The 19,164-nt window shown below is 40.4% G+C and carries 16 protein-coding genes and 1 tRNA gene; 11 read left to right on the forward strand and 6 right to left on the reverse strand.

Translation table 11 applies throughout. The features are described 5' to 3' along the window. Positions 1-6: 6 nt before the first annotated feature. A complete protein-coding gene (locus QOL44_RS00625) occupies positions 7-723 on the reverse strand; it encodes a cyclase family protein (protein WP_009058076.1) in 717 nt (238 codons plus the stop codon). An 81-nt stretch (positions 724-804) separates the two neighbouring features. Between QOL44_RS00625 and QOL44_RS00630 the strand changes: the two genes are divergently transcribed. Further along, positions 805-1,365, forward strand: coding sequence for a c-type cytochrome (locus tag QOL44_RS00630; RefSeq protein WP_208526794.1), 561 nt, complete (start codon positions 805-807; stop codon positions 1,363-1,365). Here QOL44_RS00630 and QOL44_RS00635 read toward each other — a convergent pair. Beyond that, positions 1,313-2,977: a glycogen synthase gene (locus QOL44_RS00635; RefSeq protein ID WP_009058078.1), complete on the reverse strand. Its 1,665-nt coding sequence runs from the start codon at positions 2,975-2,977 to the stop codon at positions 1,313-1,315. The two genes, QOL44_RS00630 and QOL44_RS00635, sit on opposite strands and share 53 nt — an antisense overlap. Positions 2,978-3,155: 178 nt before the next feature. On the opposite strand from QOL44_RS00635, the gene QOL44_RS00640 reads away from it, so the two are divergent. Beyond that, positions 3,156-3,770 (forward strand): hypothetical protein, encoded by a 615-nt coding sequence (locus QOL44_RS00640; protein ID WP_009058081.1) that lies wholly within the window; start codon positions 3,156-3,158, stop codon positions 3,768-3,770. Positions 3,771-4,096: 326 nt separating this feature from the next. After that, complete coding sequence (locus QOL44_RS00645) at positions 4,097-5,137, forward strand: fatty acid desaturase family protein (RefSeq protein WP_009058082.1); 1,041 nt, start codon at positions 4,097-4,099, stop codon at positions 5,135-5,137. Between the two features lie 234 nt (positions 5,138-5,371). On the opposite strand, the gene QOL44_RS00650 is transcribed toward QOL44_RS00645, so the two are convergent. Continuing rightward, entirely contained in the window at positions 5,372-6,166 is a 795-nt protein-coding gene (locus tag QOL44_RS00650; protein ID WP_009058085.1) for a thymidylate synthase, read from the reverse strand. 60 nt (positions 6,167-6,226) lie between these two features. On the opposite strand from QOL44_RS00650, the gene mutS reads away from it, so the two are divergent. The 7 genes from mutS (at position 6,227) to QOL44_RS00685 (ending at position 16,534) form a co-directional block, all read left to right on the forward strand. Next, positions 6,227-8,731 (forward strand): DNA mismatch repair protein MutS, encoded by a 2,505-nt coding sequence (mutS, locus tag QOL44_RS00655; protein ID WP_134373018.1) that lies wholly within the window; start codon positions 6,227-6,229, stop codon positions 8,729-8,731. Positions 8,732-8,903: 172 nt separating this feature from the next. After that, entirely contained in the window at positions 8,904-9,275 is a 372-nt protein-coding gene (locus QOL44_RS00660; RefSeq protein ID WP_009058090.1) for a DUF423 domain-containing protein, read from the forward strand. Between the two features lie 44 nt (positions 9,276-9,319). Beyond that, complete coding sequence (gene clpB / locus QOL44_RS00665) at positions 9,320-11,926, forward strand: ATP-dependent chaperone ClpB (protein ID WP_009058093.1); 2,607 nt, start codon at positions 9,320-9,322, stop codon at positions 11,924-11,926. Then, on the forward strand, positions 11,927-12,304 hold the full coding sequence (locus QOL44_RS00670) for a hypothetical protein (RefSeq protein ID WP_009058094.1): 378 nt from the start codon (positions 11,927-11,929) through the stop codon (positions 12,302-12,304). A gap of 9 nt (positions 12,305-12,313) precedes the next feature. After that, positions 12,314-13,327, forward strand: coding sequence for a Ppx/GppA phosphatase family protein (locus QOL44_RS00675; RefSeq protein ID WP_009058095.1), 1,014 nt, complete (start codon positions 12,314-12,316; stop codon positions 13,325-13,327). Positions 13,328-13,423: 96 nt separating this feature from the next. Then, positions 13,424-14,812, forward strand: coding sequence for a glutamate decarboxylase (locus tag QOL44_RS00680; protein ID WP_009058096.1), 1,389 nt, complete (start codon positions 13,424-13,426; stop codon positions 14,810-14,812). A 45-nt stretch (positions 14,813-14,857) separates the two neighbouring features. Further along, on the forward strand, positions 14,858-16,534 hold the full coding sequence (locus QOL44_RS00685) for a nitroreductase family protein (protein WP_009058097.1): 1,677 nt from the start codon (positions 14,858-14,860) through the stop codon (positions 16,532-16,534). 31 nt (positions 16,535-16,565) lie between these two features. Here the strand turns inward: QOL44_RS00685 and QOL44_RS00690 are convergent, their stop codons facing one another. Both QOL44_RS00690 and QOL44_RS00695 read right to left on the reverse strand, forming a co-directional pair. Then, complete coding sequence (locus QOL44_RS00690; RefSeq protein WP_244229059.1) at positions 16,566-17,459, reverse strand: L,D-transpeptidase family protein; 894 nt, start codon at positions 17,457-17,459, stop codon at positions 16,566-16,568. A 110-nt stretch (positions 17,460-17,569) separates the two neighbouring features. Further along, positions 17,570-17,643, reverse strand: a tRNA-Gly gene (locus QOL44_RS00695). Between the two features lie 333 nt (positions 17,644-17,976). Between QOL44_RS00695 and QOL44_RS00700 the strand changes: the two genes are divergently transcribed. Continuing rightward, complete coding sequence (locus QOL44_RS00700) at positions 17,977-18,102, forward strand: hypothetical protein (RefSeq protein WP_283401186.1); 126 nt, start codon at positions 17,977-17,979, stop codon at positions 18,100-18,102. Positions 18,103-18,477: 375 nt separating this feature from the next. On the opposite strand, the gene QOL44_RS00705 is transcribed toward QOL44_RS00700, so the two are convergent. Further along, positions 18,478-18,696: a hypothetical protein gene (locus tag QOL44_RS00705; RefSeq protein ID WP_009058100.1), complete on the reverse strand. Its 219-nt coding sequence runs from the start codon at positions 18,694-18,696 to the stop codon at positions 18,478-18,480. Positions 18,697-19,164: the final 468 nt, after the last annotated feature.

Below are 19,164 nucleotides of genomic sequence, written 5' to 3' on the forward strand. Positions count from 1 at the left end.
TGTCAGTTAGGGTATAAGACCAACGACTCGTGCAGGAAATCCAGTAGCACCTTTTAAGGGAATCGTGGCCACAAGAATCCACGCCCCAGCTGGGGGCAACTCCTGAAGATTGCACAAACATTCCAAGCCCCATTTTCCTGCTGCAAATAGTGTTTTGTGTACCGGATAATCCTGGCTTTTCCCACAATCTATAGAAAGAGTATCCACACCAATCCCAGCAATCTTTCTTTCACGAATTAAAAACTGAACGGCTTCTAGAGAAAATCCTGGAAAATGCAAAAGCCCATCTTCTTTTTTATTGTAAAAAATGGGAGTCTGTATCCATTTTCCCCAGCCGCTATACATCAAGACCACACTATTTTCAGGGATAGCTCCGTACCTTTCTTCCCACCGTAGAACGTCCTCTAAGGTTAAGAGCGTGTCTGGATTATGGGTTGCCTTTTCCGAGACGTCTATAAGAACTAAAGGAGAAAAAAGATCAGAAAGCTCTATCTCTCCAACCGATTTGCCAGCTTTTGAATAGTGTAAGGGCGCATCAAAATGCGTTCCCCAGTGTTCTGGTAATTCCCACCTATTAGAAGCATAACCGTCTTCTTTGATTGTTTGGAAACAGATATGACCAACTGAGCCCTGTCCTGGAAAAATCGGAAAACTCGGCTCAAGGGGATAGGTAAGATCAATCATTGCATGAAAGTGAAAAGCGGTAGGAAGGGGATAGCGCATAGGTCTCTAGCATTTTTTTATAACAAGGTTAGGAGAAAAAAAGAATAAAAAAGAAGGAAAAGCCTATAGAAATTCCCCGTTTTGAATGTTGAAAGAAATAGGGTTCTTTATACTATGCTTGTAAGAATAGTCTATTGGGGCAAAAACTCTTTAAGCTTTCTCCTTGTGCTTTTATTATGTACATTGGCCAACCTCTCCGCACATTCAGAAAATGGGAAAGTGCTTTATCGGGAGCATTGCTCAAGCTGTCATGGTCTCAATGGAGAGGGATTAGGATCTAATCCACCGCTAAAAAATTCTTCTTGGGTAACCGGAGATCCTCAACGATTGATTCGGCTTGTCCTAAATGGTTATTCTGGAAGAATCGAAGTGGGTGGAGAGGTATATAGAGGAAATATGCCAGCTTGGAGGACGCAATTAAACAACAATGAAATCGCTTCTATTTTATCTTATCTTCGGTCCAATTGGGGAGGAGGACCGATAACTCCTCAAGAGGTGGCTACTGTCAGGGAAAAAACTAAAAACGAGCCTACCACGGGCGCAATTTCTGGATGTAGAGGTAATAGGATGGGAGCTATGCATTCCAGATCTATGGGAAGAGGGATGCAGAGAGGTATGGGTTGTGGGGGTTGTGGGAGGTAATTGAGGAGTATTTTTTTTGTACTATTTTGGTGTAGATCTCTTCGTATTTTTTTGCGGACTCCTCCCAGCTAAAATTTTTTCCCATGCCATTGATACGAGCTGTTTGGATCAATTGGGGATTGTTTTTCCAAAGGCCAAGAGCTGTTTTTAAAACCTCTAAAAGGGCAGTGGCTTCTGGTTGATGAAATAAAAAACCGGTTCCGCTAGAATCTTGGCGAATATCTAGTACGCTGTCGACTATCCCTCCTGTTGCTCTGGCTATGGGAACTGTGCCATAAATCTGGGCATAGAGTTGTCCTAGCCCACAGGGTTCATAAAGGGAGGGCATAAGGAAAAAGTCGCTTCCAGCAAAGATCAGATGAGCTAATTCTTCAGAAAAACCGATAAAGGAAGCTGCTTTCCCTGAAAATTCCATAGAGAGAGTTCTAAAAAAATCTTCAAACTCTTTTTCTCCTTCACCTAATAAAACAAACTGGAAATCTTCAGTTGCTAGTGCTTCCTTGAGAATGGATTTCAGAAGCGAAATTCCTTTCTGGACATGAAGCCGGCTGACCATCCCAACAATTGGAATATTAGGGGCTTTTCGAAGCCCGAATTTTTCCTGCAGTGCTTCCTTGCATAGCAGCTTGCCTTTAAGATCCGTTTTGTCATAATTAACTGGGATCAAAGGATCTATTTTGGGGTTCCATACCTTCATATCCACCCCATTAAGGATACCCATAAGCGTGTCTGCTCTTTTTCTAAGTATTTCAGAGAGTCCTGCCCCACCAATAGGCTCGAGAATTTCCTTTGCATAAGTGGGCGATACTGTCGTTATAAAATCGCTGTACACTATGCCAGCTTTTAAAAGATTGATTTGGCCATAATCTTCAAACGTATCAGCAGTAAATAGTTTCCAATCGATTCCTAGATAAGGAAGGACCATGGCATCGTACTTGCCTTGATAACAAATGTTGTGGATGGTTAGAAGCGAGGCGGATTTTTTAAATGGGGAAAGAAGATTAGGCCATATCTTTAAGAAGACTGAGAGGAGGGAAGTCTGCCAATCATTAACATGAAAAATATCCGGAATCCACCCCATTTCTTTACATATTTCAAGAACGGCTTTGGAGAACATACCAAACCTGTAAGCATTGTCTGTGTATTCCCTACCGGATTCATCATAAATTCCTCTTCTGTTGAAATAGTCCGCATATTCAACAAGCCAAAGTGGGATATTCCCATCTAAAGATGCCTCATGCAGTCCAATCCAATGTTCACAATTGCAGCCCATGTGCACACAGGCAGAGCCAAGAAATCGAATATTATAAAGAGATTTGTCAATAACCGAATAAAAAGGAATAATGACTTTTACTTCATGCTCTAGCTTTGCTAAGGATCGGCTTAACGAAAAAATCATATCGGCTAGCCCTCCTACTTTGGCATAGGGGCTACATTCAGAAGCAACAAGCAAGATTTTAAGCTTCATTTTTGTCTCTTTTCTCTCCTCCTTCTCCAACTCTTTCACTGGAAGTTGCCCCTTTGGGAGGGCTGTTGCTTTTTTGGAAGAAGTGCTTTTTGCTGTTTTTTTGGTGGCAGTCGTTGTTTTTCTTTTGGGTGAAGCTAAAGCCATAACTTTATTGCTACTGAAAAGCTTTCTGTAAGCCAAGTAATAATAAGATGCGATTGTTACATTTTATTTATAAGCAATCAGTTCAATCTTTATCCAAGTTTGACAGAGGAGGCTGAAGGAAATAGTATAGAGGGGGGCTTTTGGCGGTATAAGGATCGAACTACAGGATATATGGAAGATGAGCGATAAAAGAAAGTTTAGAGAAAGCTTAAAAATAGGCAAGATTTCTTCCCATGATCAGGTTAATGAACAAATTCCTATAAGAATTGTTGCCTATGGCTATAAAGGAGATCGGATTGATATCAATACCGCTTTGGGCATTGGAGCTTTTAATAATAGATTAGGTCCTTTCAGCTTTGCTTTAAGCCATTCTTTAGAAAAAAAACTTGCTTTAAAAAAAGGGGACACGCTTCTTTTGCACTTTTCCAATGGGAAGAAAATGGTTGGACAATTCGATGATAGGATTCCAGCTTCAAGCATTTGTAAGCTCATAAGAAAACATGGGAAAGGAGCTAGGTTTACAATAGACGTCTACATGCCCTGGGGAAATAAAAAGGAAGCTTATAGCCTTCCAGAAATAGCAAAATTAGAAGTCATTAGGAAAGAAGTCGATCCTTCCCAATTAGAAAAAGACTTAATACAAAAGGGCCTTCCAGTTTATGAACGGGCAAAACGATGGCATGAATGGATAAAGGCACAAAGGCCTCATGAAAAAATGAAAGAAAGTGGTTCCATGCATCTTTTTGTTGATAAGCAGATCAAAAGATCTTCCTTTAACTTTTTGGATCGGTAATTAGGTTCTTTTTACCAATTCCTGCCCCTTCCATTAGCTGTGCAGGATGTAGCCTATTGGCTTGTGCATTCTTTTGCGGTTCTGCCACTTTTAAGCTCCAAGGCAATGGGATTAGACGACTATAAAGTGGCCTTTTGATCGCTATGCCCTATTTTTAGGGATGGTATAACCTAGGGACGTTCAATCTTTTTGGAAAAAAAAGAAAAATTCTTTGTTTTCGCTTAATATCAATTATATTATAAAAATCACAGTATAAAAAACTTATCATTTTATTAAGCTTTTATTTTCGAACAATTTGAACAACCTTTTCCCCTTTCTATCCTCTCATGATTCCTCAACATATTCCTATTCGCAGTACAAATCCTGAAACAACTATCCATTCCTGGAAAGCCAAAGTTCTTGCCTACCAAAAGCCTTCCCTATGGAAAAGTCTCTGGCAACTGGCCAACACACTCATTCCTTATGCAGCGCTCTGGTATCTCATTTATTTAAGTCTTCCAGTGTCAGTTTTTCTTGTTTTGCCTCTTGTTGTGCTGTGTGCGGCTTTCCAAATCCGTATATTTTCTCTGTTCCATGATTGCTGCCATGGCTCCTTTTTTAAGTCGAAGAAAGCCAATGAAATCATTGGTACCTTCCTTGGCATTCTAGTGTTTACTCCTTACCATCATTGGAAATGGGAACATTCCATTCATCATGGCAATGCGGGAAACCTTGACAGAAGAGGCGTTGGGGATATGTGGACATGGACGGTCAAAGAATACTTGGCCTCCCCATGGTGGCGGAAGTTAGGCTATCGAATACTTCGCCATCCCCTGTTTTTGTTTGGAATTTCTCCGCTTGTTCTTTTTCTTATTAAATACCGGTTTGCTTCAAAAAACGCAGGGAAAAAAGCGCGGCTATCCGTTTTGATTACAAATGTTGGTATTTTAGCCCTATGCGTATCTCTTGGATTTTTCTTTGGTTGGCAAAAATATATTCCTATCCAACTACTGATTGTTTTTCTTGCAGGTTCCGCAGGTATTTGGCTTTTTTATGTCCAACATCAATTTGAAGATGTTTATTGGGAAAGAGGGAAAAAATGGGATTTTCAATCTGTTGCTCTAGAAGGAAGTTCTTTTTATAAACTTCCAAAGATTTTAGAATGGATTACCGCCAGTATTGGTTATCACCATGTCCATCATTTAAGTCCCCAAATACCCAATTATTTGTTAAAACAATGCCACAAAAACGAACCCATCTTTGAAAAAGCAAAGACTCTGACTCTTCTCTCTAGTTTGAGAACTCTAAACCTGCATCTTTGGGATGAAGACCAAAGAAAAATGGTTAGTTTCAAATTTCTTAGAACTTATTCTCCTTCAAAAAGTTAACGCAGAGAATCTTTGCATCAATTAATTTCTAAAGCGGCCTGGAACAATAATATCAAGCTTATTGGGTACATGAGATCATAGAGGCTATAACTTGCCTTCCTTCAGTGTAAACCCTAGCTTTCATGGTAGTACTTATGGAGCTAGAGTAACAGGAAGGGGAGGAGTTAGTAGCTCTCTTTTTAGGAACAGATAGTTAGAAACCTATTTGCTTCAGAGAACAGGGGGGGAAGGATACTAGACGGCGACAGCTGCTTTTATTGGAGGATATGGATCATAGTTCAAAAGCTCGATATCCTCAAAGCACACAGCATCGATGGACTTGAGATGTGGGTTTATTTGTAGAGTTGGTAAAGGCCTAGGGGATCTTTGTAGCTGTAATTTTGCTTGAGACACATGGGTTGTGTAGAGATGAAGATCTCCAAAACTCTGAATAAACTCTTTAGGGATCAACCCGCAGACATGAGCTATGAGGTGTGTAAGGAGAGAATAGGAAGCGATGTTAAAGGGTACCCCTAGAAAAACATCTGCGCTCCTTTGGTAAAGGTGACAGGAAAGATAGGGGCTATTGACATAAAACTGAAAGAGAACATGACAAGGAGGAAGTGCCATTTCATCTAATTCGGAAGGGTTCCAAGCACTAACAATTAACCGCCGGCTATTAGGATCTTTCTTGATTTGTTCAATAACCCATCCTATCTGATCGACCGTTTTTCCATTGACACCGCGCCAGCTTCTCCATTGGGCACCGTAGATTCTTCCAAGATTGCCGTTTTTATCTGCCCATTCATCCCAAATAGTGACCCCATGTTGATGAAGGAAGGCAAGGTTAGTGTCTCCCCTCAAAAACCAAAGGAGCTCGTAGACGATCGATTTCCAATGAAGTTTTTTGGTTGTAAGCAGAGGGAATCCCTTGGTAAGATCAAAACGAATCTGATCTCCAAAAATAGAATAGGTTCCTACTCCCGTCCTATCTTTTTTAAGGACCCCAAATTTTAATACTTTTTCTAAAAGTTGAAGATAAATCTGCATCGTGACATTAAAATAACAACATATTTTAAAAATCTTTCGCCAAAATAGTAAATGGAGAAGATGAAAGAAAAAGAAAATTTGACTCCCATGATGCGGCAGTATTGGGAAATCAAGCAAAAACTGCCTCCCGATGTGCTTCTTCTCTTTCGTTTAGGAGATTTTTTTGAACTGTTCTTAGATGATGCTAAAGAAGGAGCCAGGATCCTTAATCTCGTATTGACCCAGCGGCAGGGGGTGCCGATGTGTGGGGTGCCTGTGGAAAATATCGAAGGCTATGTTTCGAAACTAGTCAAGGCAGGCAAAAGAGTGGCTTTATGTGATCAGATGGAACAACCCAAACCTGGACAACTTGTCAAAAGGGAAATCGTTAGAATCCTATCCCCTGGCAGTAACGGCTATAGTTCTAACCTTGATCCTAAAGAACACCAGTTTTGCATGAGTTTGTACCGTTGGAAAAAGAAATTTGGCATTGCTTTAATGGATATTACAACAGGTCTTTTCCTTTCTGGACAGCTGGAGAACGAAAAAGAGATTATGGAGTTAGTAAACCGCTATGGCCCTGTAGAAGTTATCCTAGCTGAAGGAGCCGAATGTTCATTTATACGACAGAACGAGCATGGCAAAGAGCTCATTGAAGGGATTAGCCAAGAATGTTATGTGCATCGATATTTTCCCTGGGCTTTCGATTTAGAAGAAGCGAAAAATTTTTTAATGGCCCATTTTAAGGTTTCCTCTTTAGATGGCTATGGGCTTAGAGAGATGGACGCTGCGATTTGTGCTGCAGGAGCTTTGCTTCGCTATTTCAGTGAGGTGCTTCATCAAAGCATTTCCCATATTGTTACAATCCTTCAGCTCTCAAATAGTGAAGTCCTTTGGCTCGACTCCATTGCTCAAAAGACGTTGGAGGTCATCCAAGCCAATTCTAAATCTGGCAAAAGTCTTTTCCATGCCATAGACAAGACATTGACTCCTGGCGGAGGCAGGCTTCTTAGGAGGTGGCTTTCTGAGCCTTCAAGATGCCTTCCTGTCATTCAAGAAAGACAACAAGCCATAGCCCTTTGGATCAACCAGCAACAAAAAAGAGAGCAGCTGCGTGAGATCCTTAAAAAAATTGGGGATCTGGAAAGACTGCTTTCCAAAGTTTCTCAAGGCTATGTGAATCCAAGGGAACTGTTGAGCCTCAAAGAGTCGTTGCAAAGACTCCCACTCATCACTGAATTGCTCTCGAGTATCCAAGATGAAAAGTTAAGGGCCATGGCCCAGGACATTTCCATTGAAAAAGATATGGTTGCAGAGCTTGACAAGGCGCTGGAAGAAAATCCTCCTTTTTCCATAAAAGAAGGAGGGATAATCAAAAAAGGATATTGTGAGCAACTGGATGAGCTTCGGGAATTGTCCGAACAGGGACAAAAGTTATTGATCGATTTTGAGCAGCAGGAAAGAGAAAAAACTGGTATTAAGACTCTCAAAATCAAATACAATCAAGTCTTTGGATATTTGATAGAGATAAGCCATGCGCAGGCGAAATCTGTTCCCTCCTATTATGAAAGGCGGCAGACGCTAGCCAATGTCGAACGTTTTATTACTAGAGAACTGAAGGAAATTGAACAGAAGATTCTGGGATCAAAAAATCGGGCTAATGAATTAGAACAAGAACTCTTTTCTAAATTAAGAGAGAAAATTAGCCTTAGAATCCCTGTTCTCCAAAAAACGGTCGATGTGATCAACAAGCTTGATGTTTTTTCTTCCCTTGCTTCTTTAGCTCAAGAAAAAAGATACTGTAGGCCATCAATGGTAGACGAACCTATAATAGAGATCGAGGAGGGTAGACATCCCATTGTCGAACAGTGCCTTCCTTCAGAAGACTTCGTTCCCAATTCAACATTTCTTGGGCCGGACAGTAGAATTTTGATACTCACTGGGCCAAACATGGCTGGGAAAAGTACCTATATTAGACAGGTAGCGCTCATTTGTCTTTTAGCCCATACTGGTTCTTTTGTTCCTGCCAAACGAGCCAAAATTGGGCTTTTAGACAGAATTTTTACCCGTATAGGCTCTAGCGATGATTTGTCTATGGGCCAGAGCACTTTTCTTGTGGAAATGAACGAAACAGCGAACATCCTTCATAATGCCACAGAGAGAAGTTTAGTAATCCTGGATGAAGTAGGAAGGGGAACAAGTACCTTCGATGGATTATCTCTTGCATGGGCTATAGTGGAAGATTTGTATAAGACCAATAAATCTCTGACTCTTTTTGCTACCCATTATCACGAGTTAGCCAAGTTAGCTGATTTTTATCCTGAAATTAAAAACTATTCCATGGCTGTGGTGGAAACAACTGAGAATGTAGTTTTCTTAAGAAAAGTGGTCCAAGGGAGCATGAATAAAAGCTATGGGATTCAAGTTGCAAAGCTTGCTGGAATCCCAGAAAGAGTGATAGAGAAAGCAAAAAAAATCCTCTCCTTGATGGAATCAGATAAAAAAAAGAAAACGGTTCCCAAAAAACTAAAAGAGGAATCTGAAAGCCCATCGTTGTTTCCTCATCTATTCGATCAAAAGGAATGAATTTCCTCCTAAAGGTTGCCCATGGAAGCAGTCCAGCTCTATAATCCTACTTGAAATTATGGTGCCCATAAACAATCCACCCTTCAGGAAGTATCTTGGCCTTGTATGAAGCAAAAAATCTCTTTTCTTTTCTTTTCTTTCTTAGTTAGAATCAAGCAGTCTGGATGGAACGATGAACAATATTAAAATGGCACTTCCTGCTTTTCTAGGTGGTTTAGCTGTTATTATGGGAGCCTATGGGGCTCATGGGCTTAAGCCCGCTGTCCAGGAATCCCATTTCATAGAAATGTGGAAAACAGCCGTCCAATATCATTTTATTCATGTCTTAGCTCTCCTATTTATTGGAAATCAAAGAAAAGGCTTTTGGATTCCTTTCTTTTTATTTTTTCTGGGGATTGTTTTTTTTAGTGGCTCACTTTATACTTTAGTTCTATCGAAGTCATTCTATTGGGCGAAGTTTACTCCAATTGGAGGGGGATGTTTTATCTTTGGATGGTTATGGTTAGGATTTGAAGCCCTCTTTAAAAGAAATATTTCTGCATGAATAGTTTATTTCCGAAAAACATATAATGGACTAAAAGAAAACTAATGAACCGATTTACAGAAAAAGCACAGGAAGCGATTGCAGAATCTCAGGCAATTGCGACAAAGTATGGTCATCAAGTTGTAGATGTTGAACATTTATTAGAAGCTCTAATAACCCAAGAAGGAGGCCTTGTCCCAAGAATTCTCGAAAGATGCGGTGTTCCTTTAAAGTTGCTTCGAGAAGAGCTAGAAAACGAACTAGAAAAGTTTCCTCGTATTACTGGGACAGCTGCGACCACTGGTAGTTATATTAGTCAACGTTTCAGCGAGCTCTTAGTTAAAGCTAGAGAAGAGGCCAAAAGGCTTAAAGATGAATATGTCAGTGTCGAGCATCTCCTGTTGGCCATGCTCGAAGAATCTTCTAAAACCGTCGTAGCTAGGCTCTTTAAATCCCACGGCTTAGATAGAGAGACTCTCTTGCGAGTGCTTACTGAAGTGCGGGGCTCCCAAAGAGTGACTTCACCTAACCCAGAGGTTACCTATGAAGCTTTGGAAAAATATGGCAGGGATTTGACCAAACTTGCCGAACTAGGAAAACTCGATCCGGTGATTGGAAGGGATGCTGAAATTCGAAGAACGATTCAGGTTTTGTGCCGTCGAACGAAAAACAATCCCGTGTTGATTGGTGAACCTGGAGTAGGAAAAACAGCTATAGTGGAAGGGATAGCTCAAAGAATTGTGAAGGGGGATGTGCCCGAAAGCCTCAAGAATCGACGGATCGTTGCTCTGGATATGGGAGCATTGATTGCAGGAGCAAAATATCGTGGAGAGTTTGAAGAAAGGCTAAAAGCTGTCCTCAAAGAGATTAGTTCAGCGCAAGGACAAATTATTCTTTTCATTGATGAAATTCATACGGTTGTGGGGGCGGGCAAAGCGGAAGGAGCTATTGATGCAGGGAACATGCTTAAGCCAATGTTGGCACGGGGAGAACTTCATTGTATTGGAGCAACCACGCTGGACGAGTATCGAAAATACATAGAAAAAGATGCAGCTCTTGAAAGAAGATTTCAGCCCGTATTGGTAGAAGAACCCACTGTTGAGGATACCATCTCTATTCTTCGGGGGCTGAAAAACCGCTACGAAGTCCATCATGGAGTAAGAATCCAAGACGCTGCTCTAGTTGCTGCTGCTGTGTTGTCTCATCGCTATATTTCAGATCGTTTTCTGCCAGATAAGGCTATTGATCTTGTTGATGAAGCGGCTGCCAAGCTAAAGACAGAAATGGAAAGCATGCCCGAAGAACTAGAGTCTTTGGAAAGGAAAGTTCTGCAATTAGAAATAGAAAGGGAGGCCTTAAGAAAAGAAAAGGATGAAGCTTCTCAGAAAAGGTTGGAAGAACTAGAAAAGGAGTTAGCAGAATTAAGGTCTGAAAGAGATCGAATGAGAGCCAACTGGGAAGCAGAAAAAGGGTCGATTATGGAGCTTCAGCATCTTAGAGAAGAATTACAAAAGGCTGAACAGGAAATTGAAAAAGCTCAAAGAGAATATGATTTGAATAAAGTGGCCGAATTGCGTTATGGGAAAATTCCGACCCTTACGAAACAGATCCAAGAGCTTGAATCAAAAATATCGGAAGAGGACGGCTCCAAACATCGGATGATCCAAGAAGAGGTGACCCCAGATTTGATTGCTGAAATTGTTTCTCGCTGGACAGGTATTCCGGTAGCTCGGCTTCTAGAAGGAGAAAAAGAAAAGCTACTCAAACTGGATCAGATCCTTCACAAGAGGGTTGTTGGACAAGATGAAGCCGTCAATGCAGTAGTGGATGCTATTCTTAGAGCCCGCTCAGGCCTGAAAGATCCGAAGCGACCCATTGGTTCTTTTATATTTTTGGGGCCAACAGGAGTAGGAAAGACAGAATTGGCGCGTTCTCTTGCCGAAGCTCTTTTCGATAGTGAAGAAAACATGATCCGACTGGATATGAGTGAATATATGGAAAAGCATACGGTGGCGCGCCTCATTGGAGCTCCTCCTGGTTATGTCGGATTTGAGGAAGGCGGACAACTAACGGAAGCGGTTCGCAGAAAACCCTATTCGGTACTTTTGCTGGATGAAATAGAGAAAGCGCATCCGGAGGTTTTCAATCTTTTCTTACAAATTTTGGAGGATGGTCGGCTAACCGATGGTCATGGCAGAACGGTCGATTTTAAAAACACCATTATTATAATGACTTCTAACATTGGAAGTGTGTATCTGACAGAATCGGCCTTAATGGGGGGAACTATAAGGGAGGATGTTAGAACAAAAATCATGGAGGAATTACGAGCTGTTTTTCGACCTGAATTTTTGAATCGAATTGACGAAGTTGTTATTTTTAAGCCTTTGAGTTTAAACGAAATCAAACAAATTGTCGATTTACAGCTGGTACTCATTAAAAACAGGCTTCTTGAAAAATATATTGCATTGGAACTAAGTGAGAGCGCAAAGGAACATCTGGCACATGAAGGCTACAGTCCCATTTATGGAGCAAGGCCTCTTCGAAGAATTCTTCAAAGAGAGATCGAAACTCCCCTTTCTAGAAAAATAATTGCAGGAGAGATTGTCGAACATGACCATGTTTTCGTTGACTTCAAAGATGGAAAGCTACATTTTGAAATAAGGAAATCCTAGATGAAAGAGCTATCGCCTGCTTTGCTTTCTTCTGCTCTTGAGGAAAAAATACGAGCAAGAATTTCGGAGCTGTCTGTCCATCTTGACCAGCTGGTTGCTGCTTATCTTTCCAGGCTTCATAGAGAAATAGAGAATTTATCCTTAGAAATCTCTCTCATCAATAAGCATGCGCCAGATACCCGGAAGAAAATAAAGCTATTAAGCCAGCTACTGAAAACTCTTGAAAGGATTCAAATCAGACCTGAAAAAGGCAGAAGAAAAGATTTAAAGAAAATAGATTCCTTAATCGGCTATCTTTCTGAACAGCTTGAAAAAGAGAGCAAGGAATTAAAAGTATCTTCCTTTGTTCTTTCATTAGAAAGACAAATCAAACAATGACTAACTTGCATGATCCTTTCTCAGCAAAATCCTTCTATTGAAAACAATTCAGGGTCAAATTCTTTTTGTGAGTATTCAGGAAATCGGGACTATTTTGCCGTTTATGATATTGGAAGCAATACAATAAAATTTCTAACAGCAAGGAAGAAAGACGAAAAAACTATCGATTTTCTTTTGCATCTGAGTTATACGACAAGACTTGCTGATAAGCTCTTTTTCACAGGAGAACTTTCTCAGGATGCCATTCATAGAACCCTAGATATCTTGCGACACCTTCGAATGCGGGCTGATAATTTAAAAGTAGGTAGTCGCATAGCCGCAGCGACCAGTGCCGTACGAGACAGTAAAAATAGGAAAAAATTTCTAAAAGAAGCCGAAGAGGTGCTTGGTCATAAAATCCTTTTGTTAAGTGGAGAGGACGAAGCAAAAACCATCTATAGAGGCGTCAGTTCTGATCCTTCCCTTCAGGGGAAGGATAACCTTCTAACGGTCCTTGACGTGGGCGGAGGAAGTTCGGAATGGATTTGTGGCAAAGATAAAAAACCAGAACGATTTCTAAGCCTTCCTTTGGGAGCCATCCGAATCAAAGACCGGTTTATTACAGAGTATCCTGTTGGCACAAAAACTGTGGCTCACATGCTGCTTTGTTTGGAAAAACAGTTAAAAGAACAGTTAAAGGATTTTAAAAACTACAGTCAGCACATCATTGGAACTGGCGGGACAGTTGCAGCCATGGCAAATATGTTTCAAGAATCTCCAAAAGAAGATTTTTTGAAAACGCATCTTTATGCAATGGGAACAGATGCCATTCAAAAAAAAATAGAAGAGCTTTCTCGCTATGATTTAACAAAACTTGCTACTGTTCCTGGATTACCTCAAAGTCGGATTGAAATCATTATCCCTGGAATGGCTGTTGTTTTTTCAACATTATCTGTTTTAGGAGCAAACTCCATTACCTCCAGTATCCGCGGGTTACGCTATGGCCTTCTTGATTTACTAATGAGTGAATCCAGCAAACTTTAATTTTTTCCTGTGTTAATATATTCAAAAGAATGTCTTGTTTCTTTTTGTCTCTAAGGCTCTTTAGAACAAAAAGAAGAAATTAAAAAGGTAGAAGGCATGCACACACTATTCGACAATCATAACCACGACAATCTAGAAGAAATTATTTACCCAGCGTATGCAAGGCGGGATATGGTCGAGCCCGTTCCAAAGTATCAACTGCCCACTAAAGGCATGCCACCCGAGGTAGCCGCTCAAATTATAAGAGATGAATTAATGCTCGAAGGCAATCCACGACTTAATTTAGCTACCTTTGTGACGACATGGATGGAAAAAGAGGCAAAAGAACTCATAGCCGAAACATTGGATAAAAACTTAATAGACAAGGATGAATATCCCACAACGGCTGAAATAGAGAAAAGATGTGTCCGGATGATCGCCAAACTTTTTCATGGTGCCGCTCATGAAAAACCCATTGGGACCTCAACAATAGGCTCTTCCGAAGCCATTATGCTTGCTGGATTGGCCATGAAATGGAATTGGAAAAAAAGACAAAAGAAAACAGGGAATTCCTCCACTGTGCCTAATCTGGTTATGGGAACCAATGTTCAGGTAGTTTGGGAAAAATTTTGCAGATACTTCGAGGTGGAGCCACGCATGATTCCTGTTGTTCCAGGCAGTTACTCAACAAATCCAGAGAATGTGGCTTCGTATTTAGATGAAAATACAATAGGGGTTGTTGCTATCCTAGGAACGACTTATACAGGAGAGTTTGAACCAATTGAACAAATCCATGAGGTCATCAAGGATTTCTCCATAACCAATGGGGTTAAAATTCCCCTGCATATCGATGCCGCCAGTGGTGGGTTTGTTGCTCCCTTTATTCATCCAGAGCTTCAATGGGATTTCCGACTTCCTCTGGTCGAATCTATAAATGTTTCTGGTCATAAATATGGGCTGGTTTATCCTGGAATAGGATGGGTCATTTGGAGAAGTGAAGCGTCCTTACCTGAAGAACTCATTTTCAAAGTCAATTATCTTGGGGGTGAACTTCCCACATTTACCTTGAATTTTTCAAGGTCTGGAAGCCAGGTCATCGCCCAATATTATAATTTTCTTAGATTAGGGAAAGAAGGGTATACGAATATTTTCAAAGCTATGCAGGCTATCAGTCTCCATTTGGCTGATCAAATTGATTCCCTTGGAATATTCCATATGATCAGTCGAGGCAAAGACATCCCTGTTATCTGTTTTGAGATAAAGACCGAAGAGCCTTTTACCGTATTTGACCTTTCATACAGGCTTAGAGAAAAAGGATGGCAGATCCCTGCTTATTTTATGCCTCCAAATGCACAAAATATCGCGGTCATGCGAATCGTTATCCGGGAAGGCTTTTCTAGAGACATGGCAGATATGCTTTTTAAGGATATTAAAACCTCGGTTGATGAGCTCCGATCAAGGACCCACAGGCATCCACCAAAAAAATCTCTCCGATTTATTCATTGATTTTTCTTTTGGTCGCTCGCCTTTTTTTTCTGCTATTTTAAAAAGATGGGAATAAGGTTAGAAGAACGGTATTTAGCTGTTTTTGATTACCATGAAAGAACAAAGCACCGGCTTCAAGCATATGCTCCCTCCCCGATGTTCCTTGACTGGGAAAATGAACCTTTCTTGTTCCGTGTTTATGAAGGGGCATGTAAAGTTTTCCTGCCAATACTAAAAGACATTCCTTCTCCGTCTTTTGACTCCCTTGGCTTTAAGTCTATTGATCCACACCCTATTTCTATCGAGTCGATCAGTCTTTTTTTATTGGATAGTTTAGCTATCTCTGCTTGGAAATCAGCCCCAGGGCTTATGCCTTGGAGTTTGCGAATAAACCCTTCTAGCGGCAATCTCCATCCTACCGAAGTATATTTATTACTCGATGCGATAGGAAATGAAGAAACCGAAACGGCTTTATATCATTACTGTGCCCTTTACCATTGTTTAGAAAAAAGGGCTATTCTAGGAAAAAATCTCCTTAGGGAATGGGGACTGACCAATCAATTTTTTCTTGTTGGAATAAGTTCTATTTTTTGGAGAGAATCCTGGAAATATGGAGAAAGAGCCTATCGATATTGCCAGTTGGACATCGGTCATGTTTTAGGAACGATTAGTTACGCTGCGGCAATGCTTGGCTGGAATACCTATATTATCGAAGGAGTAGGCACGGAGCTGCTTGGCTCTATCTTAGGAATTGCTTCTCAAAGAGGAATGGAAAAAGAACATCCAGAAACTCTTTTGTTGATCAGTCCTCCACAAAAGGAAAAGCCGAAACTTTTCATTACAGAAGAAAAATTTGATAAACTTATTCCTAAGACACTTTTTGGCGTTCCCAATAGACTCAGTAAGGAACATTTTCCTTGGCCTGTAATAGAAAAAATCAGCGAAGCCTGCCAGCAAGCCTCTTCTTTTCCTATTGCAATACCATTAGATAAAGACCTATCTCAGACTGATTCACAAAGTTTTCCTTCTTTTGATCGAAAGGTTGCTGCAAGAGAGATTATTAGGAGAAGGAGGAGTGCACAGGCTATGGATAATAAAGCCTGGCTTGATAAGGACCATTTTCTTCTTTTTCTTCAAAAAATAAAAAGTACTTTGAGCAATCGAAAGTTCCCTTTTGATCTTTTTAGAGAAAATTTTATCGTGGCTTTGCTTTTTTTTGTCAATCGGATCGAAGGACTGCCTCAAGGATTATATCTTTTGAATATTTCTTCAGATCTAGAAAGAGTTACCCAAATGCTAGATCAAGACTTTCTATGGGAAAACATCTTTGCACCTCTTCCCTTTTTCTTTCTTAAGCCGTTTCGCTCAGGAATGATTGTTCAAACCATTCATTGTCACCAATCGATAGCTTCTAATGGGTTTTTTTCGCTTGGCATAATGGTTGAATTTGAGAAATCCCTCCAACTTGTTGGCCCGGCTGTTTATCCGAAGCTTTTTTGGCAATGCGGTCTCTTAGGCCAATTGCTTTATCTTGAAGCAGAAGCCAGTGGGTTTAGAGGAACTGGCATAGGCTGTTTTTTCGATGATGAATGTCATAGACTTCTCGGAATAAACGATAAACAATGGCAATCTCTTTATCATTTTACCATCGGAAAAGAAATCGTTGATAAGAGGATTCAGAAAATCGATCCTTACTTTTTCCTAGAAAAAATAAGGAAAGAGCTTGTGAATATTAGAAGCTAAAAGGTTTTTTAAATGAGTTGTGTTCTTTCTTTTAATCTTTCACGACGACGGGAGTGCCTAAGGGAACGAGAGGGTAAAGATCTTGAGCAAAACTTTTCGGAAGCCTTACGCAGCCATGCGAAGCAGCATAACCAGGTAAATAGCCTCCATGAAGCCCAACACCGTCATCCGTTAGCCTAAGGAAAAAGGGCATGTCGGCTGGCTCATAATGAAGCCCAGCGGGAGGAATCATACCCACTGTTGCATTAGCATAGATTATTTTTCCTTTTGAATCGACGAAGCAGCCATACTTGTTTGACCGATGGAGAATTTCTTTATTGATGACGTTAAATCTTCCAAGGGGAGTGGGATGATCTTTGGTTCCTGAACAAATGGGAGAGATTGCAGCCAATCTGCCCCCTTGATAAACGTAGAGCTTCTGTTCGCTGATGTTGATCTCCAGTTTGGTTACTTTTTCAGAAGGATTAATGTTCCACCAGATAGCAGGCAAAATTCTATGGATGATATAAACGCGTTCGGTTCCAGGTTTTTTATCTGCTGAATTATTAACCGAAGAGGAGAGATTCTGTTTTTTTTCTAGTTTTTCTTGTTCTTTTTTCTTTTTTTCTTCTTCTTCTTTTCGTTTCTTTTCTTCTTTTTCTAGTTTTTTAAGTCTTTTTTTCTCTTCTTTTTCCTTTTGCTTTAATGCCTTTTTTTCTTCTTCAGTCAATACTGGAGATGCAGCCGGTATGTTTTCAGTCAAGGATTCGTTGTCGAAGTTTCCTTGAGTATTTACTTCTTGTGGACTGCTCCCATTGTCATTGTTTTCGAACAATGGATCGTTGGAGCTCTCCATTGCTTGGCTAAGTTGTTGGCATGTAACAAAGAGCGTAAAAGAAAACAACAAGACGAAAATAAATCTTTTAACCAAAATGTTAGAGATCATTTGTTCTAAGTAAAACATATATAAATAGTTTTCTCTATAAAGATGTCGAGAAATATCTCATTTGGACGAAGCAGTTGATAGAAAAAAAAAGAAAAGAAATCTTAAAAAAATGGAGCGGGTGAAGGGAATCGAACCCTCGTGTGCAGCTTGGAAGGCTGCCGTTCTACCATTGAACTACACCCGCTTCTATTAAGAACTCTTTTGTAAGAATTACAAATCCATCAAAGACGATGATGAAATTGTGTACGTGTTTTTCTATATATTCGAAGAAAAAATCAAATCAACTTTTTTTTGTCATGAACTCGTGGCTAGAAGCCTCAAACTCATCCCGGCCCCCGACTGGTATTGGGTCTGAGAATTCGAGGCTGAACGACGAATAACCCCTCACGACAGCTCGATAAGCCAATGCGATATGAATGGTGGTATTGCTGTTGGCATTCTGATGGTAGCCACAAAAAGCACAGAATAGATACCTGTTTTGATCGCTCTTCTCTACCAACTCGAACTGGGATCAGGAATGCGGCTTACGCCAGCTGCGAGTTTTGGTCTTAAGATGAATGCAAATGTCATTCAAGTCCTCGAAGACCAGGTTTTCCCCCAGCTTGAGTCTATCGAAGAGGTATTGACGGATGAGATGATTTAAGATCCGTATATCTAGCGGAAAGACAACTACTCTAGTCGTTTCATGGTGCGCCAAGTACTTTCGGCGCATTTGGTTTAGAAGGATTCCCTCCGTTTTCAGTAACCATGCTGGACTTGTTGAGTCTTAGGGCTAGAGAAGTGCAACCATTAGAGGTTGTGGTGGTATTGTTCAAGCTGGTATTGTGCCTATCGGCTGCATTGCTGTCGGCTTCGGCAGAATCAATCTGGAAGAAATTTGGATATTCTATTCCATGTTTGATGAAATTTTTATAACGTGTTGGCTATCCAGGAGCATTTTTAAATGCGTTATAATATGAGGGTTTTAGGAGCTATTTTTTTGGGTTTCCCAAAGAAAAGTTCTCAGGGTGGAAAGAATCTAGAGTGTCCGTTTGTTTCCGGCAGTGATTCCGCGGTATTTGGCACCTTCGATGTCTGTATTGATTACAAACCACTGGGCTAGAGGATGTTCAATTTCCGGATAAATCTGCCGATTGACCACAAGAACAAAAGCTCTCCTGCCTAACGAAAGACCTTGCTGCCTCTTAGCAACTTCTCTCAAAATCTCCGAAAATCCAACTCTTCTTGAAAGGACCATGGACACTAGGCATGGCCCTAAACCGTTGATGATACTTGTAAGGACTCCTTTATCTTCTGCGCCTTTCCATTCAAAAGCAATACAAGCCTGTCCTAGTGAGTAGCCAAGAGCTCCTTTCTGATAGAAGATTAGCTATTGTTTGGCTCTCTTAATCTTCCCTCAATTGTTGGAACTTTCACCCAGTAAAAAAAACATACTGATTCACTTTCCCCGCTCGGCCGCTGAATCGAAACGATATGTAAAAAAGAAAATAGATGTTATTTTAGGAACCCATTAATTTCAATAAAGATCAAATTATGATTTAAAAAATGTTATTATAATGTAGCACAATGTATTTTTAAAAAATCACTTTTTCTCCTCTGGAGCATCTCAACAATTAGTCCATATTCACCAAACAATAGGCTAGTGCTTTAGGATCAAGAGAAAGATCAAGAGGCTTTTGTTTTTCATGGCATTCAATATCAGACA

The sequence above is a fragment of the Candidatus Methylacidiphilum fumarolicum genome (assembly GCF_949774925.1).
GTDB classification, from domain to species: domain Bacteria; phylum Verrucomicrobiota; class Verrucomicrobiia; order Methylacidiphilales; family Methylacidiphilaceae; genus Methylacidiphilum; species Methylacidiphilum fumarolicum.

Coding starts and splice junctions, on each gene's coding strand:
- QOL44_RS00625 (WP_009058076.1), bottom strand. CDS start 723: ATGCGCTATCCCCTTCCTACCGCTTTTCACTTTCATGCAATGATTGAT.
- QOL44_RS00635 (WP_009058078.1), bottom strand. CDS start 2,977: ATGGCTTTAGCTTCACCCAAAAGAAAAACAACGACTGCCACCAAAAAA.
- QOL44_RS00640 (WP_009058081.1), top strand. CDS start 3,156: ATGAGCGATAAAAGAAAGTTTAGAGAAAGCTTAAAAATAGGCAAGATT.
- QOL44_RS00645 (WP_009058082.1), top strand. CDS start 4,097: ATGATTCCTCAACATATTCCTATTCGCAGTACAAATCCTGAAACAACT.
- QOL44_RS00650 (WP_009058085.1), bottom strand. CDS start 6,166: ATGCAGATTTATCTTCAACTTTTAGAAAAAGTATTAAAATTTGGGGTC.
- mutS (WP_134373018.1), top strand. CDS start 6,227: ATGAAAGAAAAAGAAAATTTGACTCCCATGATGCGGCAGTATTGGGAA.
- QOL44_RS00660 (WP_009058090.1), top strand. CDS start 8,904: ATGAACAATATTAAAATGGCACTTCCTGCTTTTCTAGGTGGTTTAGCT.
- clpB (WP_009058093.1), top strand. CDS start 9,320: ATGAACCGATTTACAGAAAAAGCACAGGAAGCGATTGCAGAATCTCAG.
- QOL44_RS00670 (WP_009058094.1), top strand. CDS start 11,927: ATGAAAGAGCTATCGCCTGCTTTGCTTTCTTCTGCTCTTGAGGAAAAA.
- QOL44_RS00675 (WP_009058095.1), top strand. CDS start 12,314: ATGATCCTTTCTCAGCAAAATCCTTCTATTGAAAACAATTCAGGGTCA.
- QOL44_RS00680 (WP_009058096.1), top strand. CDS start 13,424: ATGCACACACTATTCGACAATCATAACCACGACAATCTAGAAGAAATT.
- QOL44_RS00685 (WP_009058097.1), top strand. CDS start 14,858: ATGGGAATAAGGTTAGAAGAACGGTATTTAGCTGTTTTTGATTACCAT.
- QOL44_RS00690 (WP_244229059.1), bottom strand. CDS start 17,459: ATGATCTCTAACATTTTGGTTAAAAGATTTATTTTCGTCTTGTTGTTT.
- QOL44_RS00700 (WP_283401186.1), top strand. CDS start 17,977: ATGCGGCTTACGCCAGCTGCGAGTTTTGGTCTTAAGATGAATGCAAAT.
- QOL44_RS00705 (WP_009058100.1), bottom strand. CDS start 18,696: ATGGTCCTTTCAAGAAGAGTTGGATTTTCGGAGATTTTGAGAGAAGTT.